This window comes from Allocoleopsis sp., from assembly GCF_036703385.1.
In the GTDB taxonomy this organism is placed as follows: Bacteria; Cyanobacteriota; Cyanobacteriia; order Cyanobacteriales; family Coleofasciculaceae; genus Allocoleopsis.
Genome location: NZ_DATNPA010000446.1, coordinates 1 through 16,388 on the forward strand (window position 1 = coordinate 1; position 16,388 = coordinate 16,388).

Here is a 16,388-nt window from a genome sequence, read left to right on the forward strand (position 1 = left end):
CCCCTAGCGCGAGGTAGGCGCAAGGGAACAGTAGCAGGCCAGACCAGCCGACGAAGACGAAGCGATCGCGCTTGAGCCAGTCATCGAGGACGTCAAACCATCCTCTTGTACTTGCTGCGCGTCCGACTGCTATTGTCATAGCAAGAATCTCCAATGTATTTATAAAGACGAAAGAAAAGCGGCTTCCCCACGAATTGGACTGCTTATGTTGAATAAGCAGATAATGGGTTGGGCTCTCAGAAAAATTTACTTTTCTTTACTATATTCCATATATTAGGTGAAACATTCAGAATTTGCCACTGTTGAAGTGACGGCTCTGAAAAAACTGGTCTGTGCCAGTTCCATGTACCTAGGAAAGCCAGAGTTCTCCTCAATTCTCACGACCGTGCGGTTCGGTGTCTAAGATGGTAAAGAAAGTTATGTACGGAATGCTTAACACTTGACCCCGCATGTTCACCATTGATTTGACATTGAAAACTACCCCTGTCCCATTGTCTGTGCAACGCAAGTCAGCAGAAGCGGCAGAAGCGACTTACCAGGAAATTACCAAAGCCATGCGTACCGGCAGCGCTCAGTTACTGGAACTGACCTGTGATCATCAGCCGGAGAAAAAAATTGGCGTTCTCAGCGATCAGATCAGTGCGGTCATGATCTCTCAGAAATCCGGTGCAGCTGGAGGGGGGCGCGTACCTGGTTTCTTTGCCGTGGCTGAATGAAGACATCGGCAACTGACACCAGCGCTGAATCAGCTATTCGGGTGCGGGATCTTTGCTTCAACTGGCCTCAAGGAACACCCGTTTTACAATCTTGCTCTCTGGAGGTGCCAAAGGGCGAATTCTGGATGCTCTTGGGGACGAATGGCAGCGGCAAATCCACGTTACTCAGATTACTGGTAGGGCTATTGCAGCCTCAGTCGGGTGAGATGCAGATTATGCAGCCTGTGGGCTTTGTTTTCCAGAACCCTGACCATCAGCTAGTTATGCCGACTGTGGGGGCAGATGTTGCCTTTGGCTTGGTCGAAGAAAAGCTTTCTCCCGATCAAATAAGGGCCAGAGTCAGAGAGGCGTTAGCGGCTGTTAATCTTCTAGATTTACAGAGACGCCCAATCTACGCTCTAAGTGGCGGTCAGAAGCAACGGATTGCCATTGCTGGTGCGATCGCACGTCGTTGCGAAGTCCTGCTCCTGGATGAACCCACAGCTCTGCTTGATCCAGATACTCAGTTGGATTTAGTAGCACAAGTCCGCAAGCTGGTTAAAAGCCGTGGACTTACTGCACTCTGGGTCACTCATCGCCTAGATGAGCTGAATTACTGCGACGGAGCCTTCTTATTAGAACAAGGTCAGGTTGTTGATAAAGGTGAGCCAGAACGCCTGAAGCAACGAATCATGCAAGCGTCAAATAAGTAGTTAGACGTAATTAATTACACAAAAAATGGGCTGAAAACTTTGTACAGCAAGGAATCAGTATGTAATTAATTCTGTCCGGTTACTTATCGCTCTTTAACTTGGGCTCTTAATTCCCCCGTGATAACTAGAGCTGATATCTCGAATTAGCAGCGAAGACTTCACCCGATGGGGATTGGACAGACGTGACCAGTCCCCATTTTTATTGAGAAGCCCTGAGCAGGAGGCTTTTTTACCCAATTTTTATTAACTATTGTTAAAATGATGATTTCATATCAAGATTCAAATAAAAAAATACTGGCCTTGAATAATGTCCCGTCCTTCACCCCAGGCTGTTTTACTGGTTGATGGCTACAACATCATTGGCTCTTGGTCGAACCTAAAACAGGTTCGCGATCATGATGGGCTGGAGGCAGCTCGCCATGAATTAATTGAGGCGTTAGTGAACTACAGTGCCTTTCAGGGCTACGAAACTCAGGTTGTCTTTGATGCTCATTCTCAAAACACACCGATTTACTGTGAAGTATTCACGACTCATTTGTCTGTTTACTACACAGATTTTGGACAGACAGCCGACACTTACATCGAAAAATTCTGTGCCTCATTTCATCACTGTCATCTTTATCGCTCAGGCAAGCGGGTGATTGTCGCGACCTCAGATCGGGCGCAGCAGTTGACGGTCATAGGATACGGGGCGGAATGGATGTCATCCCAGCAGTTGGCTAGCGATGTTGAATTCGCGGCTCGACGAGCACGTCGTAAACATCGCCCGCAAAAACAATCGAATGGTCGTTTTTTATTCAATTCTCTGGATGCTAACGCTCAACAGCGTTTAGCCCAATGGCGTAAGGGTGCCCGGTGAGTTGGCTCTTCAGGAAAGGACTGCTTTGCCGTAAATCCTTCTAAATTTGCAGAAGGTAGTTGACAGACCCAGTAATCTTAGTTATCTTAATAAAGGTTCAGAAAACAAGCCCCCATCGTCTAGAGGCCTAGGACACCTCCCTTTCACGGAGGCGACAGGGATTCGAATTCCCTTGGGGGTATTAAAAAATTAAAGCTAAAAGGCATGAGCTTAAAAATTCTTATTAGGCTTATGTTTTTTGGCTTCTAGAGTTGTATAAAGATGATTCAGGGTGGTCTGTAAAGGTGACAACGGAGAGAATAGCCGCTACTTTTCAGTGAGTTTGTCAAGTCTTTCCCTAACCGCTAATTTCGTTAAAGAGCGCAGCAAGATTAAGAGCCAGAATCCAGAAAAGGCAAAAGCAGCGATCGCCCAGTTAGGGTAAGACCCTACCAGTAGTATCGCAGCGGATAGTAAGGCAAAGCCAGCCAAACAGGCATAAATCAAGCTTTTGAGGGCTAGATTAATCCGTTTGAGGGCGCGATCGCTTTCAATTGTACGGACATTCAATTGGAGTTCGCCCTGTTCAATCCGTTCTTCTAAGCGTTTAATTAACAGTTCAGTAGCGTTAGGCTGCCTCAATTTATATTGAATAAAGTTTCTGGCTTGCCTTGCTAGCTCTCCTACAACATTTCCCCGCCCTTCCTTTGAGACTGTGAGGCTTTGAATAAAAGGCTTACTAGCCGATAAGAGGTTATATTCTGGATCGAGGGTACGGGCAATACCATCAAGCGTCGTTATAGACTTTAAAATAAATGTCATCTGCGCAGGTAGACGAAAGGGTTGCTGCTCAAACATCGAGTAAACTTCGCTACGCATTTGATCAAAAGCTTGGAGTTCTACAGGCTTTTCCCTGAACTTCTCTAACGTAAAAGCAATTAACCGCCTAACTGGGGTCATATCTTGCACAGGTTCAATTAAACCCATGTAAGTCAAGGTATTAATGACTTCCTCGGTATCCTTTCTCAAGATGGCGAAAAAGGTTTTGACCATTTGGTCTTTGGCGATCGGTTTCACCTCGGTCATCGTGCCAAAATCGTAGAAAATCAGGTGACCCTCTTGACTCACTGCCATATTACCGGGATGGGGGTCAGACTGAAAAAAGCCGTCTTGTAATAACTGCTTAAGATAACAACAGATACCAAGCTGGATGATTTCTTTAGGATTAAGACCGCACGCTTCCATCGTCTGACGGTCATCAATTTTGATGCCGGGAAGATACTCTAGGGTGAGAACCTTTTTCGTACTGTATCGCCAATAAATTTTTGGTACGATCACACGAGGATAGTCTTTAAAGTTTTCGCGAAACTGATCGGCATTTTTACCCTCGTGGATGTAGTCAACTTCTTTATAGAGAAGCCCGAAAAATTCGTGGTAAATGGCCTCTAAATCATACTTTCTGGTCGAGGGAGCTAACCACCCCAAAAAACTCACCAATCGATTTAGAACTGCAAAATCTAGGTTAAAAAGTCTTTCTAATCCTGGACGCTGCACTTTAACGACAACATCTTCTCCTGTGTGCAGTCGCGCTTTATGGACTTGCCCTAAGCTAGCAGAGGCGAGAGGATAGTGGTCAAAGTCTCGATATAGGGTATGGATTGAGTTGCCGAGTTCAGATTCAATGACTGCGATCGCTTCGGCACTATTAAAGGGGGGTATCCGATCCTGTAATTGCCCCAGCGCCTGCACATACTCTCTGGGCAACAAATCGGCACGGGTGGATAAAGCTTGTCCAATTTTAATAAACGTCGGGCCTAAATCGAGCAGCGTTCCGACTAACCACTGCGCACGACGATTTCGATGATGAGGGGAGTTTCTGGCAACAATTTTGTCCCACCACAAATAAAACATCAACTTCGAGGCCGAAGCAAAAATGTCAATCTGGCGTGCCAGCGGTGAATATCTTGGTCGTTGCCAGCGTAGTGGCTTGGATGCAGTGGGGGTAAGCATACTGTTGACAATTTTCAGTCGGTACCCCGCCAGTATGCCAACGACGAGTGTCTTAAGGGGTCGTTTTCGATGCCTGGGATACGCCCCGTAGCGCTAAAGGCGCTGTGCCCAGCGCAGTTCACTAAGGTAATGAGTATTTCAGGATGTGTTAGCAGTGACTGGCTCCTTTTTTTTACTGATCAACAATAGAAGTTAACTTCAGTCAACCTTAAGCCTACTGTTGCAACTGGGGCAAGGAAAGGGTAAAACAGGTCAGACAACGTTGAGAATTTCCCAGAGAGCCGCTAGACACCTCAATCGTACCGTTGAGATGCTGCACTAAGCACTTGACCAAAGCCAAACCTAGCCCAGTGCCTTGAACAGCGTTTTGGGTAACACCTCGACCGCGACGAAATTTATCAAAAATATGGTCTAGGTCTGCGGGTGAGATACCGGGGCCAGTGTTACTCAAGGTCAGAACCACTTGATTCGCCTGATGTTGGGCTTGGTGAGTCACTTGTAAATGAACCGTAGTGTCTGGGTCGGAATACTTGCCCGCATTGGTCAAGAGTTCCAGTAGGATACGATTCAAGCTATCCGGATCGGTATTGAGTCTGAGTGAACGCACGGGGCTTTCTATCTTCAAGGTTAACCTTTTATTGGCCCATTTCTCTTCAAAAGACTGAGCTAATTGATCGATCAGCAGCATCAGGTCAATTTTTTGGGGTTGGATAGAGGCTTGATCAGCTTCTAACTGCTGTAGGCTCAATAAGTCGTTGATTAATTCAATTTCTTTATTACACTCCTGTTCAAGGATTTCCATATACTTCTGGCGACGCTCGGGTGGAAGTGTCGGTTGACGCAACATCCGAATCGCCAAACTCATCGTAGTTAAAGGCGTCCGCAGCTCATGACTCATCGTACTCATGAATTCTTCCTTGAGCTGATTTAATTGCTGTAGCTGGTCAATCTGCTGGCGAGTCTTTTCGTATAACTGAGCCTGAATTTCTAAACTGTGCTGCAACTGGCCGGTACGCTCTTCAACCAGGGATTGCACTTGCCGTAAGGTTTGATGCTGAATAATGACAGCACTAACCTGGGCACTGATCCCTTCAACAAACTCTAATTCATCGGTGTGCCAGTAGCGAGGTTGACAATGCTGCAACACCAAAAAACCCAACACAGTTGCAGCTACAGGTGTATTACTGGGTGTTCCAAGCAGGGGAACCATAAGTAAGGCTGGCATCAAGTCTCGCTCAAAGATTGAGAGACTCTCTGTTTGAAGGTCAATCGCACAAGATTCTCGACAGTCAGAAATGAGCATTGGCGCTGGAGCATCTCTATACGCTTGTTGGCACAAGCAAGACTCGGAGAGCCAGAAGGATTGCTTGAACAGGGGAGAAATGCTGTCGCTTGAGGCAGTTGCTCGCTCCGCTGTGGGAGCTAACCACTCACCTGCTACTGTTACCTGGGTTTGCGGGAGGTGCTGTGAAGGTCGGCTTTCAGACAGAGGATTGCTGTAGCTCAACAGAAGAAGCAGACCCCGATCAACCTGAAGAGCTTGAGCTGTAGAGGAGATCGTCATCTGGAAAATTTCATTGAGATTATCAGTGCTGTGCATCGCCAGACTCAACTGATTGAGGAGGGTCTGAGCATGAGCGAAGCGCTGTACTTGCCGAGTAAGTTGAAGCTGCGAAAGCGCGACGGCGACTGATTCCGCCACAATGGTTAACAGGTCTTTTTCGGGTGTTGTCCATTCGTGAGGTTGCGATCGCCCTAGGACAATTACCCCATTTACACAAGACTGGAACCAGGTGTGGATTTTCAAAACGGCTCTAAAGGGTAGCGGTTGTGAGTACCGACCAACGGTAGACTCCGCCTCCGATGCCTGTAGATCCGGAATTGCTAAAGGTTCCGAACTTTCCCAGTCAGCCGTAAGTATGGGGTGTTCCAGTAGTCGTGAGCGATCGCTCACAGAGAGGGAGGGAAAGCCATCCGCACACCATAAGGCCATTTGAGGCGTTGCAACAGGATTAGGGATAATGCGATCGCCCTGCTTGGCTAACACGACAATTAAGCAGGCATCCACCTGAAAAATGTCTCCTAAAGCCTTCGCAACTCTCGCCAGGAGTGTTTGCGGATCTGGACTGTTTAGAATGATTTGGGTAATTTGTTGCCCGATCTGAGCGGACTGGGTTGTGTACTGCATCAGAGAACCCTTTTGCTCCTGGGTAAAAACTGGTTCAATCGGGGCGGACAGATATGAAGTCGAATCATTTTCGAGGGAGGTGGCGTTAGTATTAACGCGGCGGGGCGGGTTAGCACACGAGCGGCTGTGAAACCGACGATTGTGCGAGGACATCACGCGTTCTGTATCCATGAGGCTTGTTCATAACTCTTATTAAAGAAGCTTTTTCGGTAGAGTATAAAAAACCAAGCCTGAGAACATAGGAGAAGTCAAGGCTTTAGATAGTCAGGCATCGAAGATCAGAAAAAGGCTAAAAGCTCAAGGCATAAACGCTAAAAAAGGGTTTGAAGCTAGTCTCCTCACCGTTTGCCCAATTTCCATCCTTTATACGTCCTCGTTCATCCCTTCCCAGACCCCAATACCTTGTTTCTCCATTAACGCAGTAGACTTCATACATACCCGACCTTAGCCAGACCTACTCTTGAAAAAGTGATCTCGTTACCGCTAGTGTTCCCAGTTTGGAGAGCTTTTGACCAGAAGCTCAGACTTTTTGGCACAGCAGGCACTATGAGCGCCTTTGGGCGGCTTGCTTTTGAGCCATCTCGCTATTTTGGCGATACAGCTTCATCCGGTCTTGAGCGGTTTTGTAGCGCTGGTCATCGGGCTTCACCGCCTTCATTAAATCAGAAGCCCGTTCCCACTTGGCTGCCAGATCCAACCACTGAGCTGAAGTTTTAACGGTTTTACCCGCTACAGAAGCTTGCTCAGCGAGCCGAACAGCGTCTACAAATGGATCGGATCTAGGAGACGATATCCGGGGAGTTGCTGACTTCGGCAATGAGTTAGTGTTCGGATTGATCCGTTGATATGTTTTCTCGGCATTCGGTTTTGGAGCCAACCCTTCGTGGAGGAACCAACCCACTAATAACAGGAGTATGCTCAAACCAACACCGCTATAAATGCCGTGCCAGTAAGGATTTTTTTCTTTGAGGTAACGCGAATGACTCTTGAGCAATGTGGACTTTTTTCTGTAGGCCGTTGGGTGATTCTTACGACTCTCCAGTAGTTGCTTGAACAGATTCGGCTTAGCAAGAATGATATCTTCAGACCAAAGCAACTGATTATCTGGATCGCGGCTAATTTCTTCTAACCAGAGCAATTGTTGCTCTCGCACGATTCGACTGTTGATTTTGACGCGACGAATGTTACGAGGTGAGATTTCTTCAAGAATCTGCTTGATTTTTGCCACCATTACAGGTTGCTCAAGTTGCTCAGGTATTGCTGCCTCACACAAAAGTTGCAGGATGCCGTCCGCCAAGACGGCACGGGTTCTGACGCCCGCATCTGCTAGCTGTTCATTCAACGTTTGAATGATCGCCGCAACGCTACCCTGGCGAGCTTGTTGAGCGATGTCATCCATTGGATCGCGCATGTTTTTTAGAACCATGGATTGGTTGCTCTGCCTGACTTTTTTATATAGAGTATCAGCCTCAATCGGCCTATTGCACCCTTGGTTTACCTCTTGACTGACATAGAGGCTAGAAAGGAAGGCAACGGAGCTAGAGATAGGCGGACAGTTCGCCATGACAGAATTGCCCCCACCTCTTGCTCAAAGAGATTCCTGACACTTATTTTCTTGGGAGAACGAAGATAAGCTTTTAACTTATCATTCCTAGAGCTCATTTTAGCTGTGTGTCATTCTGCCAACACGCGCCGATGGCTTTAAAGGCAGTTGGTGTCTAGAGAGTAGTAAGCTGTCCTTGCTTTAATGTTCCAGTTAGTGTTTAGCTTGTTTCTTCTGGGCTCGGAACCTTGCCCGTCCAGATGTGCCAATTAGAGGGAAATCACCTGAGTGCAGTCTGAGCAGATGTGTTTATGTATGTTTACAATTAGTTTAAAAATAAATGAGCGCCATTAGGAGAGTGTCCATGCTGCTGAAGTGCACGACGCGTCACATTCGCATCTATACGGCTGAAGTTGAAAACAATGAATTGATAGAGTCTCAAAACGTTTTAACCTTGGACGTTGACCCCGACAATGAATTTAATTGGAATGAAGATGCTCTGCAAAAGGTGTATCGCCAGTTTGATGAGCTGGTGGAATCTTACAGCGGGGCAGATTTAACAGAATACAACCTGCGCCGCATTGGTTCTGACTTAGAGCATCTTATGCGATCGCTTTTGCAGAGCGGTGAAATCAGTTATAACCTTGAGAGTCGAGTAGTCAACTACAGCATGGGACTGTCGCAAGTAGCTCCTCAGGCTGGATAGTCTTATAGACTACCGCCAAGTACGATTTCCCTCTTCGTCAGTGCGTGCTTGGCGAATCACATCAGAAATTTCTTCTGCATCCTTAACGTGGTGCAAAGCTTTTTGCTCCCCTTCCGGTTCGTCAACGATAAAGTAGGTGGGAACCTTAATATGGTCGCCAGTGATGTCAGGAGCATCAACGGCGACTTGCTGTGCTTTGTCTTCTATTGTTTGAGCTGATGGGTCGATCTTATCGCCCGGATTGACAACATCATTAGCACGAGGTTTTTCTGGCTTATCTGGAGAAAGTCCTATATCTTGAGTAGCTCGATCCGTCCGCTCAGCAGACTTGTCAGAAGCATTGATATTGGTTTTTTCTTGCTTATTCATAAAAAACTCCTAAGGTTTTAAACAATTGATAATTCCAAGTTGATGTTAAGAAAGAAAAGCTCATAATATCCTCTTTCTGTGGGGGTAATTGACTCAAGAAGCTTGCAGTGTGAAGGATGAAGGATGAAGCCAAAAAGTAATCGATTTCATACCTCAACTCCGCTCTGAGCCTTAGGTGAGAGTACAACAGGATGAAGTTCAAAGATGCGGAAACTTCATAGTTTATAGTTCCTAGTTCATACTTCAGCCTTTCGTTGACGTGGCCTTAAGCCTCTTGCCCTATCTTGTCGATGCAGTAATTACGACTAAAAAGATATTGACAAAAAGAGAGGTAAGCCTGTAAAAAATAACAGCCAACTGCTTTTTGAATGTTCGACCTCCAGTTTCCTAGTTTTCACCGACAGGGAGTACGGGGGAAAGGAATAGGGTACTGGAGTTAGTTCCTGAATGGTTAATCAATTTCCCTAAGCGCCTACTCTGCCCAAGTCCTATCCCTTTTGTGTCATTTTGGCTCAGTAGAAGAGGACGATTCAGAATCCGCTACTTGGGAGTTATCGGTTCGCTTCCGCTTCAGAAATTGCTGAAGCGCTGTACGACGATTTTCCAAAAAGCGACTCCAAAAACCTGGAAGAAAATTATCCATCGTTGACGCAAGAGCCCAAGTTTCCAAGTTAATCAGTTTGTAGCGCAGGTCGTGGGACTGCTGAAGCTTGGCGATTAGCTGCTTCATTTCAACGGAAGCCGCTGTGTTGAAGTCAGCAAAGGTTGGTTCATTGGAGCGATCGGCATCAGGTTGGGGCATGGTGATTTTAGTGATGGGAAAGTGCGAACTGATTAAATTGTGGTGATCAGCGGTGAACCGGACGATTGAGCAGGTAATGTTCCAAAATAAAGGTCTCGACTGTTCAGGAGTCGGCTGCGTCTCCTCTCAAACCGCAGCATCAGTCTCTACAACTGAACTGACGCCTTACTCCTCTTGCCTTTACCTTCAACAGTTATCGTTGTTAGAATGGGCGGCTGTAGCATGTCAAACTGCAACAGTTTGTCCCATCTTGTCTGAACAGAAGCCTTTAGACCCTTGGAGTTATAAACCCTGGTGGTGTCAGCCTTGGTCAATCTTGCTGACCGGAACAATGATCATCGCTAGTAGTTGGGCATTGGTCAAAACTGTCTGGGTCACAGTCCTCGTTACCCTGCCAATTTTAGTTTGGTGGACATTTTTTTTACTGATCTGGCCTGGGCTGTTCAGGGAAAGTGGTAGATCAGACAATTATTAGCAATCGACGCAAGTTTTTATTCCCTAGGGCAGAGATCGATCGCAAGCGCATAAACCCACGCTAGATTCAGAGGCTACAATCGGTAATCAATACGCTTGCGCAAGACACGTCAAAACGCGGAGTCAAATTCCTGCCATTATGAGGTGAGACTTGTAGCCCAAATCATCATCGGCTGAATGTAGCGAAGAATTTTCATGGAAAATCCGGCGGCCACGATTCACTGCTCTAACATTCGCTGTCAGGCTCCCAACCCACAGAGTAATAAGTTCTGCCAGCAATGTCGCACGCCGCTGTTGAGACGCTACCTATGGGCGATTGGTCAGGGGATAGACTCTTTGAAACCCGAAGACGCGATCGCAGGGCGCTATGTACTAGTACACTCGCGAGTTCTTTTAGATACTCAGCCTGGTATACCACCCGAAACTCCCCTTGACATTCCTCCCAGCTTGACGCCCTATCTGAGGCTTGCGCCCTATGCATTACACATTCCCCAACTGTATGGGCGTCTGATATCCATAAATGGACGCAGTCGCTCAGAAATCTGGCTCCTCGAAGACGCACCGCTCTACATGAGTGTCACTGGACGGGAAGCTCGACGGGGAAAAGAGGCACGCCCAGTTGAAGGACAGCTATTACCCGAACTGAGCAGCGTCTGGAAAGATGCCTCAGCGATGCGCCAGTTAAATTGGCTGTGGCAGTTGGCGGTACTCTGGCAACCCTTGAGTAGTGAAGGGGTGGCTTCTAGTTTGCTCTCCCCTACTCTCTTGCGGGTAGAAGGCTCAGTCGTTCGCCTGTTGGAATTGCAGCTCGATACAAAGTCAGCACCGACCCTGCAACAGTTGGGTAGTTTGTGGTCACAATGGCTATCAGGCGCATCACCGAGCATTAGTAGCTTTTTGCAACAGATCTGTACTCAGTTGAGCAAAGGACAGATTCAGAAATCCGAGCAGCTTGTGGCGCTGCTGGATCGAGCTCTCAAAGAATGTGGGCGATCGCAAATTCGCACTTATCAAATTTTCACTCGCACGGATTCAGGCCCTAGTCGTCCCCACAATGAAGATGCCTGCTATCCACCCGCTGGGCAGTTGCTCAGACCCCCAAACGGTGCTGGTGCATTAGCGATCGTTTGTGATGGTATTGGCGGACATGAAGGCGGTGAGGTGGCCTCTCATTTAGCCATTAACACTCTCCGGGAACAAGTCGAAAAGCTCCCGAACGACCCAGAGAACTGGAACCCAACAACCCTAACGCTGGAATTAGAACAAGCGGCCTGTGCAGCTAATGACATCATTAGTCAGCAAAACGACACCGAACACCGCTCCGATCGCCAACGGATGGGTACAACACTAGTCATGGCTCGAACCGCTGCTCATGAAATGTACATCACCCATGTGGGAGATAGTCGAGTCTACTGGGTGACTCGCCATAACTGTCACCAAGTCACCCTGGATGACGATTTAGCCTCTAGAGAGGTGCGGCTCGGCTACGCCCTATACCGCAATGCTGTGCAACAGCCCACAGCAGGCTCTCTGGTTCAAGCCTTAGGTATGGCTCCCTCCGCCACCCTTCATCCGACTGTACAGCGCTTTGTCTTGGACGAAGACAGTGTTTTTCTGCTTTGCTCGGATGGGCTCAGTGACTATGACCGGGTAGAACAATACTGGCAAACCGAAATTCTGCCCCTTCTGGAAGGTCGAGTTGATTTACCGACCGCAGGAGGACGACTGATTGAGATTGCCAATACACAGAATGGACATGATAATGCCACGATTGCTCTGATCCACTGCAAAGTGAATTCCTCAAAAGAGACACAACCAGCACAAGTGTCATTATCACAGATGTCTGTTCCTACCCTCTCAACTGGAGGAGGAACAACCCTCCCTACGGCTGCTCCTTCACTGATGAAAACGCAGCAGCTGCCATCCGCAGGCTCCGGTCGGCGTCCGTGGGGGCTGTTGCTAGGTATCTTCGTCCTGCTGGGAATGGGTGGCGTGCTAGCGTATTTTCTGATTCCAGGGGTGAGTGAATCCGTCGATCCGCTCGTGAGGCAAGTTGCCTCTAGTACCAATCCTTCTACCGAACCACTGCCAGCTAATCCATCGCCAGATTCTACCAACCTAGGCGACCCAACGGCTTCACCCACAGAGATTTCGTCCTTAGAGCAAGGAGCCATCATTCAGGTGAGCAGTTCAACCCCAACGAACGCCCAGCGCCAGAGTGTACCGCTTTTGCTGCGACGCGGCTGGTTGCCCCAAAACCAAACCCCGCTCGGTGTCGTCCCAGGGGGGAGTATTTTGCAAGTCATCAACAAATCACCAGATCAACAGCAAAATAGCTGGGTAGAATTGAAAGTCTGCTCATCTGGCATGAGCCACTCTCAGGGTCAAATCCCACAGGCAGCGAAGTCTACGGCTGAACGTCCTCAAAGCCAAGCTGGAAAATCCCCAGGGGGGGCAAACCCGCAGCAGGCTCCTGTGCCTTATGTTCCCGTCAAGCAGGGACAGATTGGTTGGCTTAAAGAAGCGGATGTTCTGCCACACATTAACCCAAATTTCACAGCAACCAACGAATGTGCGTCTCCCTCTCCCTCTCCTCCCGCCTTGACCCCAACGCCCAGAGCTATTCAATCGCCCTAAACGTTGACCAATTGAAGATTGACAGGCATGTAGTTTAATGCATTAAACCTTCAACCTCCAACCTCCAACCTTCAACCTTCAACCTCCAACTTTCAAACCCTCAACCTCCAACCTTCAACCTTCAAACCTTCAACTCTTCAGACCCGAAAAATAGGATTAGGCTCAACACAGCCAAAGAACTCGGTAGACTGAAAGAAAAACACATACAGCTGCTCTTCGTGTGGCCTTTTAATGTCTGGAAACGAAAATCCGCTGCTTAGTTTGGCGATCGCTCGTCTATCAACGGCTGGAGAAGAAAACTTTGCTATATGGGTTCTCAAAGCTCCTTATCCTGGGGGCTATGTTCTTCATCAGACGACTTGGTCTCCAAACATGACTCAGACCTGGTTAGCGTGGCAAGAGATGTTTTCCTTACGAGGTTTACCTCATGTCCCTCTGATCCATCATGCCAGTCAGTCTGCCCGAACGTTGCCCCCGGAGAACGATATTAGCGCTGGTGGTCAGACTACCAGTTACAGTAGCCGTCTAATGCAGCGTTTGGGGATTGACTTGTGGGCATGGCTGTTTGAAGGTCCAATACGCAATACACTGGCTCAAAGTCAAGGCATTGCCATTGGTCAAAATAAACCCCTGCGGCTGCGGCTGGAAATTCGTGATCCCGATTTCATTCCCCTTCCCTGGGAAATTATGCAACAAATGGCAGGGAAACAAGCCATTTCTCTGTCTCAACAACTGCTATTTAGCCGCACTACTAGCGATGTTGACTTGCTCAAGCCCTTTACCCGCTCCAATCAAGCCTTAAACATTTTGCTGGTACTGGGACAGGATGGTCATAAACCAAGCCGTCCAGCGGCTGGTTTGCAGCTTGAACAAGAAGCCGCCGCTTTGGCCAACGTTCTCAAAGCTTGCGGACAACCCAATCCCAGCAGTGAAAAATTTGTTGCCCCCGTTGCCTGCAATGTCGAAACCCTACTACAACCGACACCAACAGAACTAATCGACGCACTGGAAAAAGGTGCTTTCAATATCCTGTTTTATGCCGGTCATGGTGAACCTGGACCCGATGGAGGTTTGCTGTTTTTGCGATCAGATGCTGTAATCAACGGCACAGAACTGGCTCAAGTTTTGGTTCGCACTGAGGTAACCTTAGCCGTGTTTAACGCCTGTTGGGGTGCCCAACCCGACCAAGTGGGTTCCCAAACGACTCCCCGCAGTAGCTTAGCCGAGGTACTGATCCATCACGGCGTTCCCGCTGTTTTAGGGATGCGCGACTCGATCGCTGACCAAGAAGCTCTAACATTTATTCAAACTCTGGCCCAAGCGCTGGCTGCCCGAATGCCCATTGACCAGGCTGTAGCGGTGGCAAGGCAGCAACTGTTGACTATTTATAAGTTCAACCAACCCGCTTGGACTCTGCCTGTGCTTTATATGCACCCTCAGTTTGAAGGCGAGTTAATCAAACCGATAGAAGAAGGAATCACCGAGCTCCCCAGTATGACACCCAGCTGGGTTGGAACCCCTGCCCCAGTAGCTTATTTGCGCACTCTCGGCTCCACCACTCAAGTCTGGCGGATTCGGGGTGGACTGATGCGAGTGGGACGCCGCCAAGAGAACGATTTAGTGATTCAGGAGCAGTGGGTCAGCCAACACCATGCAGAAATCATTTGCCGCGATGATTTTAATGGTAAAGAAGCTCGTCCCACCTATTTTTTGCGAGATTTCTCTCGCTACGGCACGCTACTGTTACCGACTGATCCAGGTAATGGAGCAGTAAACCAGGCTCTTGGGGAACGTGATGGTGTTCAGAGTTGGCAAAAAATCCACCATCAGGAAGTTCCTTTGCAATCAGGCATCAAGCTAAAGTTTGGCAGTAGTCAGGGTCAAACCCTGGAATTTTTGATTGAAGCGTCTTCTGACCCTTTGGGATAACTTGCTGCTTCAGTCAATAGATGGGACTCATTCAAGCGCCTGTCGCCCTAGAGAGCCGTTCAAACCCACATCGGCTTGGCTTAGTCGTCGTTGAGTTCATCTCACTCTCAAGAGCGCTAACCGCATTGCTGCAAAATATTGTTGGTTTTGCACCAATCTATGTAGGCGCTATCTTGTATTTTATGAGATGTTACGGAACTCTCTAGAGTGCTGATGTAGCTATCCAATGCCAGGATTCATCTACCTACCCACACAGGAGGGTCATTATGTCAGGTCAACCCATGCAATACAAAAATTGTGAGGATGCTTTGAACAGCATACAAGGAGAGCTACTAGAGGCACTCTTGCATTCAGAGGAAGATTTTTATCCCTGGAATCCGGCGGAACCTGAGGCTGAAGCCTATTTCGCTGAATTGGAACGAGAGTTTTTACTCGAACAGTGGCAAGAGGTAGAGGAAATTACTCAAGCGTCGCAAACGCTATTTAACCAGTTGCACCAATGCTGGTCATCGTCTAACTTGGTCGTTGAAGAAAAATTACGTCAGTCTTTATCCGATCGCTTTGCTACCCTGATGCCTGAGGCATGGCTAGAGGCGATCGCTCATAAAGCCCAACAAATTTTCTCAACCAACATGTCTTTGGCAGAGCAGTTGGTACTATGTGTCAAACCGTTGTTACCCAACTGGGCAGAAGACGATCTATTGGTCTTTGCTCGTCCTTTGGCTTACGCGATGCGGGGGAAAGCAGAGTCAGGAGCTGAAACTCCCTCTGGCGTTGCTCGATCTGTAGAGTGGACGGAGTTATCGCCGATGGAACAGGCTCGATTAAGTTTGACAGTCGCCCATTCGGCTCTTTTGCAACTGCAAAACTCCAGCGACAATGCGGAACAGCCATGACGCTGAATCCAGTTGATTGGTTGCTCCTTTTCAGTCCTTAGGCTTGAAACCCTTCTTTATCTTTATCTTTATTCTCTTGGTAGACCCCTCACTCGCTTGCTGCCATGCACCTTAAATATTTGGCGGATTGAGCTTTTGTGTCGGTAAGAACACCACAATGTCTCAATGTAAGCTTGCCCTCCCCCCTCGCACTTCTACCTTGTCCTACTTGAATACTGAGTGTGAATACACGAGAGTGAACTACCCACACTGCCCTATCGGGTCACCGGAGCTTTAGTGAAGATGGGCTTCCAACTTCATCGACCGCTGCCCCTTCTCCTTACGGATATTCGGTCTTACGCAGTCTCCATCGGCAGGGACGGGGTTCCCTCCGCCCATAGAAAGTATCCGAATGCCTTCGTTTCTGATGTTCAATGATGCATTGCCATCACGGTCATGATGAGCGCCACAACAAGGGCAATCCCACTCTCTAATATCGAGTGGTAATTCATCAACGACGTGAGTACAGCACGAACACTTCTTGGAACTGGGGAACAATCTATCAATCTCGACTAGCTTTCCTTCCTTACGTTCTAGCTTGTATGCAAG

General features: G+C 48.1%; 15 protein-coding genes, 1 tRNA gene and 1 pseudogene. 10 read left to right on the forward strand and 7 right to left on the reverse strand.

The genetic code is table 11. From position 1 onward, the window contains the following. Nucleotides 1–139, reverse strand: a pseudogene (locus tag V6C93_RS21940) (photosystem II D2 protein (photosystem q(a) protein)); the annotation flags it as partial. Nucleotides 140–277: 138 nt separating this feature from the next. Between V6C93_RS21940 and V6C93_RS21945 the strand changes: the two are divergent. The 5 genes from V6C93_RS21945 (at nucleotide 278) to V6C93_RS21965 (ending at nucleotide 2,448) form a co-directional block, all read left to right on the forward strand. Then, the gene (locus V6C93_RS21945) at nucleotides 278–403 is read left to right on the forward strand and encodes a hypothetical protein (RefSeq protein WP_333478807.1); all 126 of its coding nucleotides are present in this window, start codon (nucleotides 278–280) and stop codon (nucleotides 401–403) included. Nucleotides 404–449: 46 nt separating this feature from the next. Further along, a complete protein-coding gene (locus V6C93_RS21950) occupies nucleotides 450–716 on the forward strand; it encodes a hypothetical protein (protein ID WP_333478808.1) in 267 nt (88 codons plus the stop codon). After that, nucleotides 713–1,408 carry an energy-coupling factor ABC transporter ATP-binding protein gene (locus V6C93_RS21955; protein ID WP_333478809.1) on the forward strand — a complete coding sequence of 232 codons (696 nt, stop codon included), beginning with the start codon at nucleotides 713–715 and terminating at the stop codon, nucleotides 1,406–1,408. The genes V6C93_RS21950 and V6C93_RS21955 overlap by 4 nt, the downstream gene beginning before the upstream one ends. A gap of 307 nt (nucleotides 1,409–1,715) precedes the next feature. Continuing rightward, nucleotides 1,716–2,267, forward strand: coding sequence for an NYN domain-containing protein (locus V6C93_RS21960; RefSeq protein WP_333478810.1), 552 nt, complete (start codon nucleotides 1,716–1,718; stop codon nucleotides 2,265–2,267). 108 nt (nucleotides 2,268–2,375) lie between these two features. Beyond that, nucleotides 2,376–2,448, forward strand: a tRNA-Glu gene (locus tag V6C93_RS21965). Between the two features lie 125 nt (nucleotides 2,449–2,573). Here V6C93_RS21965 and V6C93_RS21970 read toward each other — a convergent pair. The 3 genes from V6C93_RS21970 to V6C93_RS21980 all read right to left on the reverse strand — a co-directional run bounded on the left by V6C93_RS21970 (nucleotide 2,574) and on the right by V6C93_RS21980 (nucleotide 7,870). Next, complete coding sequence (locus V6C93_RS21970) at nucleotides 2,574–4,256, reverse strand: AarF/ABC1/UbiB kinase family protein (protein ID WP_333478811.1); 1,683 nt, start codon at nucleotides 4,254–4,256, stop codon at nucleotides 2,574–2,576. Nucleotides 4,257–4,470: 214 nt separating this feature from the next. Further along, nucleotides 4,471–6,615 (reverse strand): GAF domain-containing sensor histidine kinase, encoded by a 2,145-nt coding sequence (locus V6C93_RS21975; protein ID WP_333478812.1) that lies wholly within the window; start codon nucleotides 6,613–6,615, stop codon nucleotides 4,471–4,473. Between the two features lie 373 nt (nucleotides 6,616–6,988). Then, complete coding sequence (locus V6C93_RS21980) at nucleotides 6,989–7,870, reverse strand: hypothetical protein (RefSeq protein WP_333478813.1); 882 nt, start codon at nucleotides 7,868–7,870, stop codon at nucleotides 6,989–6,991. A 481-nt stretch (nucleotides 7,871–8,351) separates the two neighbouring features. Between V6C93_RS21980 and V6C93_RS21985 the strand changes: the two genes are divergently transcribed. After that, nucleotides 8,352–8,693: an NAD(P)H-quinone oxidoreductase subunit M gene (locus V6C93_RS21985; protein ID WP_333478814.1), complete on the forward strand. Its 342-nt coding sequence runs from the start codon at nucleotides 8,352–8,354 to the stop codon at nucleotides 8,691–8,693. Between the two features lie 9 nt (nucleotides 8,694–8,702). Here V6C93_RS21985 and V6C93_RS21990 read toward each other — a convergent pair whose 3' ends face one another. Together V6C93_RS21990 and V6C93_RS21995 are read right to left on the reverse strand one after the other, a co-directional pair. After that, nucleotides 8,703–9,062, reverse strand: coding sequence for a hypothetical protein (locus V6C93_RS21990; protein ID WP_333478815.1), 360 nt, complete (start codon nucleotides 9,060–9,062; stop codon nucleotides 8,703–8,705). Nucleotides 9,063–9,564: 502 nt separating this feature from the next. Next, a complete protein-coding gene (locus V6C93_RS21995; protein ID WP_333478816.1) occupies nucleotides 9,565–9,864 on the reverse strand; it encodes a hypothetical protein in 300 nt (99 codons plus the stop codon). Nucleotides 9,865–10,114: 250 nt separating this feature from the next. Here V6C93_RS21995 and V6C93_RS38400 point away from each other — a divergent pair, with 250 nt between their 5' ends. From V6C93_RS38400 to V6C93_RS22015, 4 genes are all read left to right on the forward strand, one after another. Further along, complete coding sequence (locus V6C93_RS38400) at nucleotides 10,115–10,339, forward strand: DUF6737 family protein (protein WP_349262796.1); 225 nt, start codon at nucleotides 10,115–10,117, stop codon at nucleotides 10,337–10,339. A 194-nt stretch (nucleotides 10,340–10,533) separates the two neighbouring features. After that, nucleotides 10,534–12,975: a PP2C family serine/threonine-protein phosphatase gene (locus tag V6C93_RS22005; RefSeq protein ID WP_333478818.1), complete on the forward strand. Its 2,442-nt coding sequence runs from the start codon at nucleotides 10,534–10,536 to the stop codon at nucleotides 12,973–12,975. Between the two features lie 231 nt (nucleotides 12,976–13,206). After that, on the forward strand, nucleotides 13,207–14,904 hold the full coding sequence (locus tag V6C93_RS22010; protein WP_333478819.1) for a CHAT domain-containing protein: 1,698 nt from the start codon (nucleotides 13,207–13,209) through the stop codon (nucleotides 14,902–14,904). Nucleotides 14,905–15,170: 266 nt separating this feature from the next. Further along, the gene (locus V6C93_RS22015) at nucleotides 15,171–15,800 is read left to right on the forward strand and encodes a hypothetical protein (RefSeq protein ID WP_333478820.1); all 630 of its coding nucleotides are present in this window, start codon (nucleotides 15,171–15,173) and stop codon (nucleotides 15,798–15,800) included. Between the two features lie 273 nt (nucleotides 15,801–16,073). Here V6C93_RS22015 and V6C93_RS22020 read toward each other — a convergent pair. Next, nucleotides 16,074–16,388: zinc ribbon domain-containing protein (locus tag V6C93_RS22020; RefSeq protein WP_333478821.1), on the reverse strand; the 315-nt coding region annotated here is incomplete at its 5' end.

Bases quoted from the DNA above. Each gene is read 5' to 3' on its own strand.
- V6C93_RS21955 (WP_333478809.1), top strand. From the start codon at position 713: ATGAAGACATCGGCAACTGACACCAGCGCTGAATCAGCTATTCGGGTG.
- V6C93_RS22005 (WP_333478818.1), top strand. From the start codon at position 10,534: ATGGAAAATCCGGCGGCCACGATTCACTGCTCTAACATTCGCTGTCAG.
- V6C93_RS22010 (WP_333478819.1), top strand. From the start codon at position 13,207: ATGTCTGGAAACGAAAATCCGCTGCTTAGTTTGGCGATCGCTCGTCTA.
- V6C93_RS21980 (WP_333478813.1), bottom strand. From the start codon at position 7,870: ATGGTTCTAAAAAACATGCGCGATCCAATGGATGACATCGCTCAACAA.
- V6C93_RS21975 (WP_333478812.1), bottom strand. From the start codon at position 6,615: ATGGATACAGAACGCGTGATGTCCTCGCACAATCGTCGGTTTCACAGC.
- V6C93_RS21990 (WP_333478815.1), bottom strand. From the start codon at position 9,062: ATGAATAAGCAAGAAAAAACCAATATCAATGCTTCTGACAAGTCTGCT.
- V6C93_RS21970 (WP_333478811.1), bottom strand. From the start codon at position 4,256: ATGCTTACCCCCACTGCATCCAAGCCACTACGCTGGCAACGACCAAGA.
- V6C93_RS22015 (WP_333478820.1), top strand. From the start codon at position 15,171: ATGTCAGGTCAACCCATGCAATACAAAAATTGTGAGGATGCTTTGAAC.
- V6C93_RS21985 (WP_333478814.1), top strand. From the start codon at position 8,352: ATGCTGCTGAAGTGCACGACGCGTCACATTCGCATCTATACGGCTGAA.
- V6C93_RS21960 (WP_333478810.1), top strand. From the start codon at position 1,716: ATGTCCCGTCCTTCACCCCAGGCTGTTTTACTGGTTGATGGCTACAAC.
- V6C93_RS21950 (WP_333478808.1), top strand. From the start codon at position 450: ATGTTCACCATTGATTTGACATTGAAAACTACCCCTGTCCCATTGTCT.
- V6C93_RS21995 (WP_333478816.1), bottom strand. From the start codon at position 9,864: ATGCCCCAACCTGATGCCGATCGCTCCAATGAACCAACCTTTGCTGAC.